The 17,098-nt window shown below is 63.9% G+C and carries 10 protein-coding genes and 7 pseudogenes; 13 read left to right on the forward strand and 4 right to left on the reverse strand.

Annotated features, from left to right (window positions below; translation table 11 throughout):
* Window positions 1-184: 184 nt before the first annotated feature.
* Window positions 185-1,488 (forward strand): annotated as a pseudogene (locus PA01_00755) (IS4 family transposase).
* 212 nt (window positions 1,489-1,700) lie between these two features.
* Window positions 1,701-2,215 (forward strand): annotated as a pseudogene (locus PA01_18365) (transposase).
* Window positions 2,216-2,245: 30 nt separating this feature from the next.
* On the opposite strand, the pseudogene PA01_18370 reads toward PA01_18365, so the two are convergent.
* Window positions 2,246-2,440: pseudogene (locus tag PA01_18370) on the reverse strand (transposase domain-containing protein).
* 315 nt (window positions 2,441-2,755) lie between these two features.
* Here PA01_18370 and PA01_00770 point away from each other — a divergent pair.
* From PA01_00770 to PA01_00775, 3 genes and pseudogenes are all read left to right on the forward strand, one after another.
* Window positions 2,756-2,959 carry a hypothetical protein gene (locus tag PA01_00770; protein KON82599.1) on the forward strand — a complete coding sequence of 68 codons (204 nt, stop codon included), beginning with the start codon at window positions 2,756-2,758 and terminating at the stop codon, window positions 2,957-2,959.
* On the forward strand, window positions 2,946-3,128 hold the full coding sequence (locus PA01_18375) for a hypothetical protein (protein KAI5913750.1): 183 nt from the start codon (window positions 2,946-2,948) through the stop codon (window positions 3,126-3,128). The genes PA01_00770 and PA01_18375 overlap by 14 nt, the downstream gene beginning before the upstream one ends.
* 93 nt (window positions 3,129-3,221) lie before the next feature.
* A pseudogene (locus PA01_00775) lies at window positions 3,222-4,177 on the forward strand (IS256 family transposase).
* Window positions 4,178-4,293: 116 nt separating this feature from the next.
* Here PA01_00775 and PA01_00780 read toward each other — a convergent pair.
* Window positions 4,294-5,187, reverse strand: a pseudogene (locus PA01_00780) (transposase).
* A gap of 226 nt (window positions 5,188-5,413) precedes the next feature.
* On the opposite strand from PA01_00780, the gene istA reads away from it, so the two are divergent.
* Together istA and istB are read left to right on the forward strand one after the other, a co-directional pair.
* Window positions 5,414-6,940: an IS21 family transposase gene (gene istA / locus PA01_00785; protein KON82600.1), complete on the forward strand. Its 1,527-nt coding sequence runs from the start codon at window positions 5,414-5,416 to the stop codon at window positions 6,938-6,940.
* Window positions 6,941-6,978: 38 nt separating this feature from the next.
* On the forward strand, window positions 6,979-7,767 hold the full coding sequence (istB, locus tag PA01_00790) for an IS21-like element helper ATPase IstB (GenBank protein KON82601.1): 789 nt from the start codon (window positions 6,979-6,981) through the stop codon (window positions 7,765-7,767).
* 94 nt (window positions 7,768-7,861) lie between these two features.
* Here istB and PA01_00795 read toward each other — a convergent pair.
* A pseudogene (locus PA01_00795) lies at window positions 7,862-8,392 on the reverse strand (transposase).
* A gap of 62 nt (window positions 8,393-8,454) precedes the next feature.
* On the opposite strand from PA01_00795, the pseudogene PA01_00800 reads away from it, so the two are divergent.
* A pseudogene (locus tag PA01_00800) lies at window positions 8,455-8,775 on the forward strand (transposase).
* A 38-nt stretch (window positions 8,776-8,813) separates the two neighbouring features.
* On the opposite strand, the gene PA01_00805 reads toward PA01_00800, so the two are convergent.
* Window positions 8,814-9,146, reverse strand: coding sequence for a hypothetical protein (locus PA01_00805; protein KON82603.2), 333 nt, complete (start codon window positions 9,144-9,146; stop codon window positions 8,814-8,816).
* 760 nt (window positions 9,147-9,906) lie between these two features.
* Between PA01_00805 and PA01_00810 the strand changes: the two genes are divergently transcribed.
* From PA01_00810 to PA01_00830, 5 genes are all read left to right on the forward strand, one after another.
* On the forward strand, window positions 9,907-11,505 hold the full coding sequence (locus PA01_00810; GenBank protein ID KON82666.2) for a DUF1302 domain-containing protein: 1,599 nt from the start codon (window positions 9,907-9,909) through the stop codon (window positions 11,503-11,505).
* A gap of 29 nt (window positions 11,506-11,534) precedes the next feature.
* The gene (locus PA01_00815) at window positions 11,535-12,899 is read left to right on the forward strand and encodes a DUF1329 domain-containing protein (GenBank protein ID KON82604.1); all 1,365 of its coding nucleotides are present in this window, start codon (window positions 11,535-11,537) and stop codon (window positions 12,897-12,899) included.
* Between the two features lie 240 nt (window positions 12,900-13,139).
* Window positions 13,140-14,168: a YCF48-related protein gene (locus PA01_00820; GenBank protein ID KON82605.2), complete on the forward strand. Its 1,029-nt coding sequence runs from the start codon at window positions 13,140-13,142 to the stop codon at window positions 14,166-14,168.
* Window positions 14,168-16,564, forward strand: coding sequence for an MMPL family transporter (locus tag PA01_00825; protein ID KON82606.1), 2,397 nt, complete (start codon window positions 14,168-14,170; stop codon window positions 16,562-16,564). Before PA01_00820 ends, PA01_00825 begins: the two co-directional genes overlap by 1 nt.
* A gap of 19 nt (window positions 16,565-16,583) precedes the next feature.
* Window positions 16,584-17,036, forward strand: coding sequence for a universal stress protein (locus PA01_00830; protein KON82607.1), 453 nt, complete (start codon window positions 16,584-16,586; stop codon window positions 17,034-17,036).
* The last annotated feature ends 62 nt before the right edge of the window (window positions 17,037-17,098 follow it).

Raw genomic sequence — 17,098 nt, forward strand, 5'->3', positions numbered from 1 at the left:
TCAGGCCTGTCGCCAGGCAGCGATGCAGGAGCGGCGCGGCAGCGGTCAACCCGGCTTCCCGCTTCGGTGCCGCGCCCCCCATGCCCATTCCATTACACACAACGCGAACGTCATTGCGTAAGCTCCTGACCTTTCCGATCTGACGACACCATCCATGAGCTGGGCTGCCGACGAATTTGAAACCATCGACCTGGGCGACCAGCGCCTGAACCGGCGCACGGTGCTGGTGGCCGAGCGGCTGGCGGCGCGGCCGACGGCGAGCATCCCGGCCGCCTGTGGCGGCTGGGCGGAGACGCAGGCCGCGTACCGGCTGTTGTCGGACGACGACATCGGCTGGGCCGACATCCTGGCGCCGCACTTGGCGGGCACCGATGAACGCATGGCGGCACATGCGGTGGTGCTGTGCCTCCAGGACACGACCGAACTCGACTTCAACGGCCAAGCGATCGAGGGGCTGGGACCGCTGTCGTTTGAAGCGCAGCGCGGGATGTACCTGCACCCGACCTACGCCGTGTCGCCGGCACGTGAGCCCTTGGGCGTGCTCGATGCGTGGATGTGGGCGCGCGAACCGAAGGCCGACGATGGCACGCGCAGCGGCCTCACCGAGAGCGGGCGCTGGATCGAAGGCTACGAGCGGATCGCCGAACGCGCGGCAGCGTTGCCCGCCACCCGCCTGGTGTATGTCGCGGATCGGGAAGCCGATATCGTCGCGCTGATGGCGCGGGCGCGCGAGCTGGGTTGCCGGCCGACTGGCTGCTGCGCTCGCAGCACAACCGCGCGCTGCCCGGCGGCGACATGCTCTGGCCCCGCGTGCTGGGCGCAGAACCGTTGGGGGAGATCAGCTTCACGATCCCTTCGCGCAAGGGGCAAAAGGCGCGGCAGGTGCGGCAGGTGCGGCAGCAAGTCTGGTCTTCGCGCGTCAAGCTCAAGGCCGGGCCCCGCGATCAGCTCGAGGCAACGTGCGTGATCGCCCGTGAGATGGGTGCACCGGCCGGCGTGAAGCCGGTCGAGTGGCGGCTGCTCACCAACCGCGAGGCGGCCAGCTTCGAGGCGGCAAGCGAACTCATCGACTGGTACCGGGCGCGCTGGGAGATCGAACTGTTCTTCCACGTGCTCAAGAACGGCTGCAAGGTCGAGGCGCTGCAACTGGCGACGGTGCCGCGCCTGGAGCGCGCGCTGGCGCTGTTCATGGTGGTGGCCTGGCGTATTGCCCGGCTGATGCGGCTCGGGCGAACCTGTCCCGAGCTCGAGGCCGAATTGCTCTTCGAGCGTGACGAATGGCAGGCGGCCTTCATCCTGAACAAGCAGCCTCCTCCCAACAAACCGCCTGCGCTCAACGAGATGGTGCGCCGGGTGGCCAGGCTCGGCGGCTTTCTCGGGCGCAAGGGCGACGGCGAGCCCGGCGTGAAGACGATCTGGATCGGTCTTCAGCGCGTCATGGATTTCGCGGCGGGGCTCAAGTACGCGCGTGACCAGCATGATGAATGAATTGTGTGTAACGGAATGCCCCATGCCGGGGTGAACTTGTCGCCGCCCGCCAGCAGGATCACCACTTCCAGGCCGCGCTGCGTGAAATACACGGGTTAGCCTGGCCCATAATGGATTCACATCTCCGAGACCCCTCATGTGCCCGGCGAAATCCGGACCAGCCGGAACGTTAGTTTTTCCGCAAACTTTTCCTCAGAAGGAGGGAGTTTGTCATGAAGAAGAAGCGGTTTTCGGTTGAGCAGATCGTCGCCATCTTGAAGCAGGCAGAATTGGGCATGCCGGTCGCCGACGTGGTTCGCCAGGTCGGCGTCTCCGAGCAGACGTTCTACCGCTGGAAGAAGCTCTACAGCGGCCTGCAATCCGATCAGGTTCGCGAATTGAAACAGCTGCAGGATGAGAACAGCCGGCTCAAGAAGCTAGTCGCGGAGCTGAGCCTCGACAAGGCAGTCTTGCAGGAGGTCTTGTCAAAAAAGTTTCCCGGCCCGCGCTGAAGAGGACCGTGGTGGCCTATGTCATGAGCCACCACGGCTACAGCGAGCGCCGGGCCTGTCGACTGACCAGGCAGCATCGCTCGGTGCAGAAGTACCAAAGCGTGCTCAATCCCCGAACAGCGTTGCGCCAGCGCATGAAGGAGCTTGCAGCGACGCGAGTCCGCTACGGCTACCGACGAATCCAGGTGATGCTCAACCGTGAAGGTTGGCAAGCAGGAAAGAACCTGGTTTGTAAGGCTCCGGCGAACCCGTCTTGACGCGGCTGTTCAGCAGTTCGACGGCTGCCAACGATGAGGCAGCAACTCGGCAATGCGGCTGTGAGGCTGGCTGGGCAGGCGAGCGAGGACGTCCTTCAGATAGGCGAAGGGTTCGTGGCCATTGAGGCGCGCGGAGTGGATGAGGCTCATGATCGCGGCGGCAGGAAGGGAACCGGCGAAGAGCCAGTTCTTGCGCCCGAGCGCCAGTTCCCGTTCATTCTGCCCATATCGGGCAGGAAACTGAAGTCCATTATCGATGGCATCCGTTGTATGGGCGCCGCGTCAAGGTTCGCGACATCGAGCAGCGTGGCCGAGGCCACGTAGTTCACGTTGAATCCGACCCTGGCGTAGTCAAAGTGATCGCAGCATGGATGCTCGATCCTGCCGCGTGTTCAGCCATGAAACTGGGTGAGCCGAGGGTCACTGTGGCGGCGTTGTGCGATCTGCATCAACTGCTTGTCGATCGACGTTTGCGAGGAAACTCGCCGGACGATTCCAACACCGTCCGGGAGAAACGCAATGGACAAGCTGCCCAACGTCGTTCCAGCAGACCTGCAGTCGCCGTGGTCGGTGCCGCGACAAATGAACATGACGTTCGACCCCGTCGAACTTCAGGGGATGAGCTCGGCCCAGCGGACAAGGGCAATTACACATCTTGCGAGCCTGCTGATGCAGGCCGCCGGCGTCGTCACAGCGAAGGAGCATGACGATGACGAACATTGATCGTTTGCCAGCGCTTTTGCTCAATCGCAAGGCGGTAGTCTATGTTCGGCAGTCGACCCAGACTCAGGTCCAGATGAATCTGGAAAGCCAGCGCCGCCAATACGAACTGGTGGAAGAAGCAAAGCGTCGTGGATTCCGCGACAGAGATATAGTCAAGACTGGTGTATGACCAGATCCTGATAGAAGGGCTTGATGAGGCGGCGTGCCTCTGCTGAGAATTGAGTTGTCGAGACCAAATTTTCAGCAACCACGGAGGCGCGCCTTGAAGAAGGATACGAGTGAGCAGAAGGTCACGCAATCGCAAGTGGGGGTGTCGCTGGAGGAGCTGATCCGGCGCGGCGCGCGGGATCTGATCCAGAAGGCGATTGAAGTGGAGGTGCAGCAGTTGTTGGCCGAGTACGAGAACGTGCGGATGCTGGGCGGTAGCCGAGCGGTGGTCAGAAATGGCTACCTGCCGGCACGCGAGGCGCTCACGACGGTCGGCAACGTCGAGGTGCGGGTGCCCAAGGTGCGTGACCGCTCGGGCGGCGGGGTGAAGTTCAATTCCGCCTTGGTGCCGCCGTATGTTCGCCGCTCGGCGCGGGTGTCGGCGGCGCTGCCCTGGCTGTACCTGAAGGGCATTTCGACGGGTGACATGCGCGAGGCGCTCACCGTGCTGCTCGGCGATGAGGCCCGCGGACTGTCGCCCAATGTGGTCAGCCGCCTGAAGGCCGAGTGGGCCACCGAGTACGCCGGCTGGATGAAGCAGGACCTGTCCGGGCGCCGTTACGTCTACTGGTGGGTCGATGGCGTCCACACCAGCCTGCGCGGCGAGGACGATGCCCGCCAGTGCCTGTTGGTCGTCATCGGCGTGAGGCGCGATGGCACGAAGGAGCTGGTCACGATCGGCGACGGGTTGCGCGAATCGAAGGCATCCTGGCTCGAGTTGCTGCGCGACCTGAAGGCTCGCGGCCTCGAAGTCGGTCCGCGCCTGGCAGTAGGCGACGGGGCGCTGGGCTTCTGGGCCGCGCTCGACGAGTTCTACCCCGAAACCCGCCGGCAGCGCTGCTGGGTGCACAAGACCGCCAACGTGCTCAACGCCCTGCCCAAGAGCCTGCTCGCCAGGGCGAAGGCGCAGCTTCACGAGATCTGGATGGCACCGACGCGCGCGCGGGGGCTGTAACCGCCTTCGATCGCTTCGTCGAGAGCTACCAGGCGAAGTACCCGAAGGCGGCCGAGGCTGTGTAAAAACGGTTCAACCTGCGCTGCCCGGCGTCCGCGTCGGCAGGACTCTTGGCAATTCAAGTCATTCGCTGGCGGCGAGGCGGCGTTATTGAGGACGTAATAGACCTGCTTCAGGCCCGCATCGCTGCCATCAGTGCCTCGTTTCCCATCAGATTCATTACTCGCTTCAGGTTGTACGCCAGAACGTGCAAACTCATCTCCGTTCGGACGCGTTCGAGGCCCTTGGTCAGAAAGTGGGTCGCGCCCATCCACGCCTTGAGGGTGCCGAAGGGGTGTTCGACCGTCCGACGTCGGATACGCATACTGTCCGGCGCTTTATCGAGCCGCGCCTGCATGACCTCCAGCTCTTCCTCATGCACCCAGCGGCTCACACGCCGATAGTCACTCGGGGTGCATTGGTGCTTGAGGGCACATCGCGGGCAGGATGAGCTCCAGTAGCGATTCATCGTCAGCCTCGCCTCGACTCGCGCAAAGCGCCAGATCAGGCGCTCGCCGGCTGGACAGACGTACTCGTCGTTGTCACGGTCGTACACGAAGTCTGCCCGGTCGAACCGCCCCTCGGCTTTCGCGTTGGAAGTCGTGCTTTTCGGAACGAGCGGCACGACGCCGGCTTTGTGGCAGGCGAGGATTTCCTCGCTCTTGAAATAGCCCCGATCGGCGATTGCCGTGAGGTACTCCACTCGCATCGCCTTGCGGGCCTGCTTGCCCATCTTGCTCAGTTGATCTCGGTCCAGCCCGTCGTTGGTTACCTCGTGGGCGACGATCAGGTGGTTCTTGGTCTCGACGGCCGTCTGCACGTTGTAGCCGACGATGCCCGTGCCCCGCGTCTTCATCGAGCGGGCGTCGGGATCCGTGAGGGAAACCTGCTTGTCGGGCGCGTTCTCGAGCTGCACGCCGATCGCTTCGAGTTCCTTCATTCGCGCCTTCAGCGTCGTAATCTTGTCCTGCAGTCGCTCCTTCTTCGCCTGGGCCACAGCCGGCTCTTGCCGGTCAGCGCTGTCCATCTGTCATCGACCGGCACATTGAAGCCAGTTGATGATCGGCACATTGAGGCCAGGGCGTGATCGGCATATTGGAGCCAGTCACGGATCGGCACATAGGCGCCAGCGCCGGATCGGCGTAATGGAGCCAGCGTTGTTCTGACGGACGTCTCGACCTTGAGCGGTCCATCGCTACCCTGCCGGGTTTTGGTTTGGCAGGAGGGAGCCGGTGGCCCGCAGGAGCATCGAGATGTACGAGTACCGCCAGGCCCTGATGCGCATGCGTCAGGGCGACTCCGAGCGCGAGATCGCGCGCGCGAAACTGATGGGACGGGCGAAGGCGGCCCGTTTCCGGGAGTTGGCCGCCGCCCGCGGCTGGCTCGATCCGGCGCAGCCGGTGCCGGAGGACGCCGAGATCGCCGCGGCGATCGGCCGGCCGCGCCTGCCGGTGACCGCGCAGTCGTCGATTGGCGCCTACCGGCCGCTCATCGAGCAGTGGTTGGCGCAGGGCGTGTCGGGCGTGGTGATCCACGCCACCCTCAAACGCGAGCACGGTTTCACCGGGCACTATTCCAGCGTGCGCCGGCTCATTGCCGCGATCGAGCGCGAGCGCCCGCCGGAAGCGACCGTGCGCTTGTCGTTCGCGCCGGGCGAAGCGGCGCAGGTCGATTTCGGCGCCGGCCCGCAGCTCGTGGATCCGGCCACGGGCGAGCTGCGCCGCACGTGGGCCTTCGTGATGACGCTGTGTTTCTCGCGGCACCAGTACGTCGAGTTCGTGTGGGATCAGAGCGTGCGCACCTGGCTCGGCTGCCATCGGCGCGCCTTCGAGTGGTTCGGCGCGGTGCCCGCTCGCCTCATCATCGACAACGCCAAGTGCGCGATCACCAAGGCGTGCGCGCACGACCCCGAGGTGCAGCGCGCCTACGCCGAATGCGCCGAAGGCTACGGCTTTCGGATCGACGCCTGCCCGCCCCAGGATCCGCAGAAGAAGGGGATCGTGGAGGCGGGCGTCAAATACGTGAAGGGCAACTTCCTGCCCACGCGCAGCTTCCGCGATCTGGCCGATCTGAACGCCCAGGCGCGCGATTGGGTGTTGCAGGAAGCGGGGCTGCGCATTCACGGCACGACGCGGGTGCAGCCGCTCGCGAGCTTCGCCGTCGAGCGCAGCGTGCTGCGGCCGCTGCCGGCGGTGCCGCCGGATCTGGGCACCTGGCACCAGGTGGCGGTGCATCGCGACTGTCACGTCAGCTTCGAGCGCGCGCTGTACTCCGTGCCGTTCGCCCTGGTCGGCAAACGCCTGTGGCTGCGGGCGACCGACACCGTCGTCACGGTCTATCAGGACTTCAAACCGGTCGCCACCCACGCCCGCGCCCGTCGTCCCGGCGAGCGGCGCACCGTCACCGACCATCTGCCGCCCGCCGCCCAGCGCTTCTTCGCGCACGACCGCAGCTGGTGTCTGCAGCAGGCCGCGGAGATCGGCGAGGCGTGCGCCCGGCTCATCGGGCGGCTGCTCACCGACCGCATCAGTGAGCGGCTACGCGCCGCCCAAGGCGTGCTGCAGTTGAAGAGCCGCTACGGCGCGGCGCGCCTGGAGGCCGCCTGCGCGCGTGCGCTCGACCACGACAGCCCGCATTACCGCACCGTCAAGACCATCCTCGCCGGCGGCCACGACCTGCAGCCGCTCACCGCGGTCAGCACCGAACCCTATGCCGACCGCGCCCGCTTCGCTCGTGCCACCGCGGCGCTCTTCGCTGACGAATCCCCCTCGCTTCACTGACCGGGCGCACGCCCATCTCACCCAAGGAGTCTCTCACCATGAATCCCGCCACCGAACTGGCGCCGCAGCTCAAGCAGTTACGCCTTTCCGGCATCCTCGACTCGCTCGAGGCCCGCAACCGCCAGGCCATTGACGCGAAGCTCGCCTACACGGAATTTCTCGCGCTACTGATCCAGGACGAGGTCGCGCGGCGCGAGCAGAAGAAGTTCGCCACGCGGCTGCGCCGCGCGGCGTTTCGCGCGACCAAGACCCTCGAAGGCTTCGAGTTCGACCGGCTGCCCTCGACCAACCGCGCGCTGGTGCATGATCTGGCCACGGGGCGCTACATCGACGAGCGCGCCCCGGTGCTCATCGTCGGCCCCTGCGGCACCGGCAAGAGCCATCTCGCGCAGGCGCTCGGCCACTGCGCGGTGCGCCAGGGGTTTGATGTCGTGTTCGCATCCTGCTCGCAGCTGCTCGCGAGCCTGAATGCGGCGCGGGCCACCGGCGCGTACGAACGGAAATTGATGCAGCTCGCGCGCGTGCCGGTCCTCATCATCGATGACTTCGGCCTCAAACCGCTGCGCTCGCCCGCCGACGAAGATCTGCACGACCTGATCGCCGAGCGTTACGAGCAGGCGGCCACCGTCGTCACCAGCAATCTCGACTTCACCGAGTGGGACCAGGCCTTCCCCGGCAACCGACTCCTCGCGTCCGCGACCGTCGATCGCCTGCGCCACAATGCCTACTGCCTGACCCTCGACGGGGCTTCCTACCGCGCCCCGCGACAGGGTCCGAACAAGGCCAAAACGGCCCTTGCCGGCACCCCGAAAAACAGCCAATCTTGAACCCCCGCAGACGTTCGTCAGAGCCCGTTCCTGCTGGCTCCTATATGCCGATCATCGGTGGCTCCATTGTGCCGGTCAGTGACACCATCTCGACCAGGTAGCGCTCGATGCTCGATTCGATCTCTTCCATGCGCCGTTGCAGCTTGGCGCTGGTGAAGTTGCGATCGCGGTTATTGACTGCCTTGAATTTGCTGCCGTCGATCGCGACCACCGCTTCGGCGAACAGTCCCAGTTCGCGGCACAGCACGACGAACTGGCGACAGACGCCACGGATGCCCTTCGGATTGTCCTTGCGGAAGTTGGCGATGGTCTTGAAGTCGGGCGTCAGGCGTCCGATGAGCCACATCAACTCCAGGTTGCGCTGAGCTTCGCGCTCCAGGCGCCGACTCGACTGGATCCGGTTCAGGTAGCCGTAGATGTAGAGTTTGAGGAGCGCGGCCGGATGGTAGGCGGGGCGTCCGGTGGCCGCTGGATCGACGCCAGCGAAGCCCAGCTTGCGCAGATCAAGCTCATCGACGAAGACGTCGATCACCCGTACCGGATTTGTCTCGGCGACAAAGTCATCCAGACTCTCGGGTAGTAATGCGCTCTGTGTCCGGCACTGTCCTTCGATGAATCGTTTCATGGCACCCGATCACCCTGACAACAATGCCAATATCATGCCATAAGAGGCGTTTTTACACAGCCTCGGCCGACAAGCTCGTCGCCGATCGCGACGCGCTGCTCGCCTTCTACGACTTCCCGGCCGAGCACTGGATTCACCTGCGCACGACCAACCCGATCGAGTCGACCTTCGCCACCGTGCGTCACCGCACCACCCGCACGAAGAACTGCGTGTCGCGCGCGAGCTTCCTGGGCCTGGCCTTCAAGCTCGTGCACGAAGCCGAGAAATCTTGGCGGGGGATTCGCGGCTTTAAGCGCATTGCCGAACTGATGGGCAGCGTCGTCTTCAAGGACGGCGAACCCGTGAAGGAGCAAGAGCAGGAACAGCAGCGGCTCGCCGCCTGATCAGCCAGGCCGGATGGGTTCATACACCAGAACTGACTTTAGCTCCCGACCTGCCCGAGCAGACCGATTGTGCCGTCGTTGTGCTTGAACGAAATCTCCGTCGTGTCGTGCAAGACCAGAACATGGTCGTCGACGAGGGAAGCGCGTTCGCGGGTCGAATGAAAAGGTCCTGACAGGATCGCTTCTTCGCTGACCCGTGGAGTCGAGAAGAAACGGTACGCCGCCTTCGTGTTGGCCCAGTCCTGACAGGCAAACGAAATACTCTTGCCTGCGCCCTCGGTCAGTTGCTGGAGCAGAGTTCGAAACCGCTTACCCAGCCGCTCGTCCTTGAACTCGGAAGTCGCCACCTCGTCCTCTGCCCACGACCCCACTTCCAACTGAGCACTCGAATGGACGTCAATACCGCTGCCCCCGTATCAACTTACATCCGGCAGTGACACAAAGCTTAGGCAACGCTTTAACAACGCACTATAAGCGAATGAATCATATGGGCAATAGAAAGGTTCGTGGAGCGCTTACATCGAAATTCAGCAGTCGGGTTCGTCGGCTCGTTGCTGAAACTGGAAAGACAAAAGCTTGGGGTCGAAGCACGAAAAGTATGAAGTTCACCAGCCCCACCGCACAGTGTTTTCACAAATTTCTCAATCAGCTGAAAACCGCTTTTCTTCCGCACTGCGCAAAGTATGGGTCTGAATTCACATTAAAAGGCAATTTTAAAGGGATGCCGATCTTCTGCGTTGCAACATCCATGGATTAAAAAAAAGATTGGCATGATCCATGCTTTTCTTGTGCAGCAGAGATAGCCACCTCGTGCCTCACGATGGACATTCGACGTCAGGAAATAGTCCCGCAAGCAGCCGAATTCCAATTGCCAAGTTTCAGCTACTTAAAGCCATGTTCATTTTATCAATTCATAAAATTACTAAAAAAGGACATGTATTGCCGCACTAACTCTGCCATTTGAAACGCTTCTGCAACAAGCCTCCATCCCTAATGGGGTATAGGCAAAAAAGGCGGTAGTTATATTTCCTTAAGGAGGAAGACATGAACGACAAGCAGTCTTGTTTTAACTCCGGTTTTACGCCGCCGGTTTCGCCAAGCGGTAAGACTATTGTCGCCGTTTGCTCTGGCATGGTGATTTCAGGCGCAGCTTTCGGCATCACCCTCGATACGGGCAACCCGGACCTGTCGATGCGCTGGGACAACACCATCAAATACAATGCGAGCTGGAGGGTCGAGAAACAGGAAAGCAGCGGCCCTGCTTCGGATGCAGGCGCCCGGATCAACACCAATGACGGCGACCGCAACTTCAACCGCGGTCTGATCTCGAACCGAGTCGACCTGTTGTCCGAATTCGATCTGCGCTACAAGAACAACGTGGGGATTCGCGTCAGTGGCGCCGCTTGGTACGACCAGGTTTACAACGAAGACCACGACCGCAGCCAACGCCACGCCTGGTCGCTCAACCAGCGCTCCGCAGATTTCGATGAATTTACGACAGCGACCGAAAAGCTGCATGGCCGCAAGGCGGAGTTTCTCGATGCCTTCGTGTATGGCCGCACCGAGATCGACGGCAAGGGGCTGAACCTCAAGGCGGGGCGTTTCACCCAGCTCTACGGCGAGACGCTGTTCTTTGGCGCAAACGGCATCGCCGGCGCGCAAACGCCGCTCGATCTGGCGCGCGCGCTGTCGGTGCCGAACTCCCAGTTCAAGGAAGTCGCGCGCCCGGTGGGGCAGGTGTCGGCGCAGCTGCAGCTGAGCGCCGACTTGTCGATCGGCGCCTACTACCAGTACGAATGGCGCGAGTCGCGCCTGCCGGGGGCCGGGAGCTACTTCTCGTTCGCCGACTTTGCCGGCGCCGGCGGAGAATTCCTGTACGGCCCGTTCGGCCCGAACGGCACCTTGCGCCGCGCGCAGGACATGGACGCGCAGGACTCGGGCCAGGGCGGGGTACAAGTCAAGTTCCGCGCCGGCGACACCGAGTACGGGCTGTACGCTGCGCAGTTCCACGACAAGCTGCCGCAGTTCTACATCCGGCCCGGGGTCAATGCCGATCCGGCCCACGGCGTCGATGGCGACTATGCTCTTGTCTATGCGGAGAACATCCGCACGGTGGGCGCGAGCTTCGCAACGCTGCTGGGCGAGACGAACGTCTCGGGCGAACTGTCGTTTCGCGAGAACCAACCGCTAGTGGGCACCGGCAACGTCATCGTCGGGCTGGGCGGCGCGGACAACGACGACGACGCGACTTTCCCGAAAGGCCGGACGATGCACGTGAGCCTGTCGGCGATCAGCGTGCTGGCGGCCAATGCGCTGTGGGAAGGGGCTTCTTTCGTCGGCGAGTTCGCCTACAACCGGGTATTGAACGTCACCGACAACCGCGCGGCGCTCGATCCGAATGCCACGCGCGAGGCGAGCGCGCTCCAGTTCGTGTTCACGCCGGAATATTTCCAGGTCGCGCCCGGGCTCGACCTGCAGGTGCCGATCGGGGTGAGCTACGGCCTGACCGGGCGTTCATCCGTCAATGGTGTGCTGTTCCCGTCCGAAAACGGCGGCAACGTCAGCGTCGGCGTCAAGGCCGATTACCGCAAGACCTGGCAGGCCGGCCTGAACTACACCCACTACATCGGCGATTCGGGCTCGATCGTCAATCCCGCGGGCGAGTTGTCCTATGACAACTTCCACGGCGACCGCGATTTCGTGTCGCTGACGGTGCAGCGCACGTTCTGATTCATCATAAATAAACGAGGAGACGGGACATGTTCAAAAAAACTTTGCTGTGCGCATCGCTGCTGGCGCTGGTCTCGGGTGTGCACACGGCCGCGGCGGCCGTCAGCGCCGAGGACGCGGCGAAACTCAAGAGCTCGCTGACGCCGCTCGGCGGCGATAAAGCGGGCAACAAGGACGGCACGATTCCGGCGTGGACGGGCGGCCAGACCCAGCCGGTGGCCGGCGCCAAGGTGGGCGACATTCCGGTGAATCTTTTCCCGAATGAAAAGCCGCTGGTGCAGATCACCGCGGCGAACATGGCGCAGCACGCCGACAAGCTCTCCGAAGGCACGCAGGCGCTGCTGAAGAAATACCCGGATACGTTCCGTGTCGACATTTATCCGACGCACCGCACCGCGACCGTGCCCACGCACATCGCCGACAACACTTTCAGGAACGCGACAAACTGCAAGACGATCGCGGGCGGCGCCTCCATTGAAAACTGCTTTGGCGGCCTCCCGTTCCCCATTCCGCAGGCCGGCGTCGAAGTGGTGTGGAACTACCTGTTGCGCGTTGAAGCCGAATCGATCGAGTTCGGCTTCAAGAACATTGTCGGGTCGGCCGATGGAAATCACACGCTGGCGACGCGCAATGACAACTTCTTCCAGCATCCCTACAACTACAAGGATGGCTCGTGGGAGACGTGGACGAAGAACGGAAACGGCGAGTATTTCATGCAGCGCTTCAGCACGACCGCGCCGTCCTTCAAGGTAGGCGAATCGCTGGTGATTCGAGACAAGATCGACCCCCAGACTCCGCGTCAGGCCTGGCAGTACCTCGTCGGCCAGCGCCGCGTGCGGCGCGCACCGACGGTCGCCTACGACACGCCGGACTTCGTCGCCTCGGGCGCGAACTACTTCGACGAGGTGCAAGGCTTCTTCGGCCACCCCGACCGCTACGAGTGGAAGCTCGTCGGCAAGCGGGAGATGTACATTCCTTACAACAACAACGAACTGGTCACCGCCAAGGTCTCCGAAGCGTTCGACAAGTTCCACCTGAATCCGGCCAAGGTGCGCTGGGAGCTGCATCGGGTGTGGGAAGTCGAAGCGACGGTGGTGTCGGGCAAGCGCCATGCGGTGCCCAAGCGCAAGTACTACTTCGACGAAGATACGTCGCTGCTGGCATTGATGGACGGCTACGACTCCAAAGGCAAGCTATGGCGCACGTCCCAGGTGCCGAACTTCTTCGTGCCGGCCGTTCCGGCGTTGCTCGCCAAGCAGGTGACGGTCTTCAACCTGCAAGCGGGCACGATGAGCACGGTGCAAGGCCTGAACGACGAATCGTATCGAGTCGTGCCGCGCAAGCCCGAAACCTTCTTTACCGGGGACGCGGTCGCCGCCGACGCGGCGCGCTGATCTGGTCCGTGGCGGCTGGTAGCCGCGGCAAGGCCTGCCCGCCTGGGGTGGGCAGGCCTTTCACACGAATTTTTCCGTTTTTGAACGACGCACCAGCCGCAGCACGGATCCGCCCGGGGTCCGCGCTGCCCCACCGGAGCGCAGACGCGAGTCAGTAACATGGTATTGAACCTTGCAGTACGGCCCGTCGTGGCTGCAACTCTTTTCAGCTTGCTCTGGCCCTTGGGGGCCGCGGCCGCCTTGAGCGAGCCGGTGCCGGATCTGATGGAGGTGGCGGCCAGTGCTGATGTGCGCGCCACCAGTTCGGTGCAGCTGGCGGTGACGCACGCGGGCGAGCGACTGGTGTCGGTTGGGGTGCGCGGCACGGTGCTGTTATCCGACGACTGCGGCAATAGCTGGAGACAGGCGAAGACGGTGCCCTCGAGCGTCGCGCTGACCGCCGTCACCTTCGTCACCGACCAGTTGGGCTGGGCGGTCGGCCATAGCGGCGTCGTGCTGCATTCGCGCGATGGCGGTGAAACCTGGGTGCGCCAACTCGACGGCCGCCAGGCGGCGCAGCGCGTGTTCGAAGAGGCGAAGGCGCGCGCGGCAGCGGGCGAGGACGGAGCGGATCGTCTGCTGCGCGATGCGCAGCGAATCGTCGAAGACGGTCCGGACAAGCCGTTGCTCGGCGTGAGTTTCGCCAACGAGCGGCGCGGCTACGTGGTCGGCGCCTACGGCTTGGCGCTCGCGACCGACGACGGCGGCCAGTCCTGGCACGCGATCCAGTCGCGGGTGCCGAACCCGCGGGGGCTGCATCTCTACACCGTCCACGCCGACGGCGACCAGCTGTTGATCTCCGGGGAGCAAGGGGCGTTTTTCGGCTCGGCCGATGCCGGGGCTTCGTTCTCGGCGATCAAGACACCCTATGCGGGCACGTTCTTCGGCGTCCTCGCGCTCGGCGACGAGACGCTGCTCGCGTACGGCTTGCGCGGTAACGTGTGGCGCAGCAGCGACGCGGGCGCGAGCTGGACGCACATCGCGCTCGATCAGGACATCACGATCACGAGCGCCGTGCGGCTCAAGGATGGGTCGGTCGTGCTCGCCGACGAAAGCGGTCGGCTGCGGCGCAGCAACGACCGCGGGCGCAGCTTCACCGCCCTCGAAGTCAAAGCGCCCAACGCGATCACCGCGCTCGCCCAAGCCGGCGATGGCGCGCTCATCATGGCCGGGGCACGCGGTCTGAACCGCGTCGGCCTGGCTCAATTCATCGTCGCGGAGCGTAAATGATGGCTGTCGCCCATGCACTTCCTGCCGAAGCGGTCATCGCGAACCTAGCGAATTTCGACACGCGCTCGGGCTCGCTGGGCGAGCGCCTCCTGTTCAACAACCGCCTGGTGATCGTCGCGCTGTGCCTGCTCGCGACCGTCGTGCTCGGCTACCAGGCGCTCGGGCTCAAGCTGAACGCCGCGTTCGACAAGATGATCCCGACGAGCCACCCGTATGTCGCGAACTTCCTCGACAACCGCAGCCAGCTCGCGGGCATGGGCAACAGCCTGCGCATCGCGGTGGCGACGACCGAAGGAGACATCTTCAACGCGGAGTATCTCGACACCGTGCGCAAGATGAGCGACGAGCTCTTTCTGATGCCGGGCGTCGACCGCCCCTACATGAAATCCTTGTGGGCGCCCGCGGTGCGCTGGACCGGGGTGACCGAAGAAGGGCTCGACGGCGGCCCGGTGATTCCGGACGACTACGACGGCTCGCCCGAAGCGCTCGAGCAGGTGCGGATCAATGTCGAGCGCTCGGGCGAGATCGGCCAGCTGGTGGCGGCCAACTATCAGTCGAGCATCCTCTTCGTGCCGCTCCAGGACACGATCGCCGAGACCGGCGAGCGCATCGACTACCACGCGCTCTCCCAGCGCATCGAGGCGCTGCGCGCGAAATACGAGTCGGACACGATCAAGATCCACGTCACCGGCTTTGCCAAGGTGGTCGGCGACCTGATCGAGGGGCTGCAGCAGGTGATAATGTTCTTCGCTGTCGCGATCCTCATCTGCACCGCGGTGCTGTACTGGTACACCCGCTGCCTGCGCAGCACGCTCTTGGTGGTGGCGTGCTCGGTGGTGGCCGTGGTGTGGCTGCTGGGCCTGTTGCCCACGCTCGGCTACGAGCTCGACCCGTACTCGGTGCTGGTGCCTTTCCTGGTCTTCGCCATCGGCATGAGCCACGGTGCGCAGAAGATGAACGGCATCATGCAGGACATCGGGCGCGGCACGCACAGCCTGGTGGCGGCTCGCTACACCTTCCGCCGTCTGTTCCTGGCCGGGATGACCGCGCTCCTGGCCGACGCGGTCGGCTTTGCGGTGCTGATGGTCATCGACATCCAGGTCATCCAGGATCTGGCGGTCACCGCCAGCATCGGCGTCGCGGTGCTGATCTTCACCAACCTCGTGCTGCTACCGATCCTGCTCTCCTACACCGGGGTGAGCGCCGTCGCCGCCCAGCGCAGCCTCAAGGCCGAGCTCCTCGAGGCGAGCGGCGCCCAGGCCAAGCACCCGTTCTGGGCGTTCCTCGATCTCTTCACGCAGCGCAAGTGGGCGACGATCGCGGTGCTCGCGGGACTGGCGATGGGGGCGGTGGGGCTCGCGGCGAGCTTCCAGCTCAAGATCGGCGACACCGACCCGGGGGCGCCCGAGCTGCGCCCGGACTCGCGCTACAACCGCGACAACGCCTTCATGACCGCCAACTACGCGGCGAGCAGCGACGTCTACATCGTCATGGTGCGCACGCCCCAATACGCGTGCGGCCAGTACGACACGCTGATGGCGGTCGATGCGCTCGAGCGCGAGCTGCAGCAGCTGCCCGGGGTCGAGACGACCAGCTCGCTGGCGGGGCTCGCCAAGGCGTCGAACGCCGGCATGAACGAAGGGAGCCTCAAGTGGTTCGAGATCCCGCGCTCGCAGGAGATGCTCAACGCGATCATCACCCGCGCCCCGCGCGAGATGTTCAACCAGAACTGCGATCTTCTGACCGTGTATGCCTACCTCAAGGACCACAAGGCCGACACGCTCACGAGCGTGGTCAAGGTGGTCGAGGCGTTCGCCGCCCGCCACGACACCGACGCGGTGCGCTTTCTGAACGCCGCCGGCAACGCGGGCATCGAGGCGGCGACCAACATCATCGTGAAGAAGGCCAACGTGCAGATGCTGTTCCTCGTCTATGCGGCGGTGATCGTGCTCGCGTTCATCACGTTCCGCTCGTGGCGCGCCGTGGTGTGCGCGGTGGTGCCGCTGATGATCACCTCGGTGCTGTGCGAGGCGTTGATGGTGTGGCTCAACATCGGCGTCAAGGTCGCGACCTTGCCGGTGATTGCGCTCGGGGTCGGCATCGGCGTCGATTACGCGCTCTACGTGATGACCGTCACGCTCGCGCGCCTCAAGGAGGGCATGAGCCTGTCGGAAGCCTATTACAAGGCGCTCACCTTCACCGGCAAGGTGGTGGTGCTCACCGGCATCACGCTGGGGCTGGCCGTGGCCACCTGGGCGTGGTCGCCGATCAAGTTCCAGGCCGACATGGGGATCCTGCTCGCCTTCATGTTCATCTGGAACATGCTCGGCGCCCTGATCCTGCTGCCCGCGCTCGGGCATTTCCTGCTGCGACCGAAAAAAATGGCGCTGGCCTGACCCTACGGAGGATCATGAAATGTACCGTCACATCCTGGTGCCGCTCGATGGTTCGGAGCTGACGAGCTCGCTGGTGGCGCAGGCGGTGGAGTTCGCCGGCAGCCTCGGGGCGCGCGTCACCTTTTTTACGATGGTCGAGGATTACGGCGCGACCCAGGAGGGGGCGCTGATGCGCACGCTCTCTCCCGAAGCGTTCGAAAAGGAGTTGAAGCACCGCGCGTCGGCCGTCATTTCCGACGCCGTGGCGGCGGGCCAGGCCGCGCAGCTCGCCTGCGAAGGGGTCGTACGGATAGGCACCGACCCCTGCGAGGAGATTCTTCACGTTGCCCGGGAAAAAGCGTGCGACCTGATTTACATGGCGTCGCATGGTCGACGCGGCCTGAAGGCCCTCGCGCTCGGATCGCAAACCCACAAAGTCCTGACCCACTCGCCTCTGCCGGTGTTTGTAGCCAAAGCCCACCCGTCATGTTGATCAGAACTATTTGCTTCGGTCTCCTCCGAAGACTTTCGGGGCGGTTGCAGGGCCCCTTTTTT

This window comes from Azoarcus sp. PA01 (genome assembly GCA_001274695.2).
Taxonomy (GTDB): domain Bacteria; phylum Pseudomonadota; class Gammaproteobacteria; order Burkholderiales; family Rhodocyclaceae; genus Aromatoleum.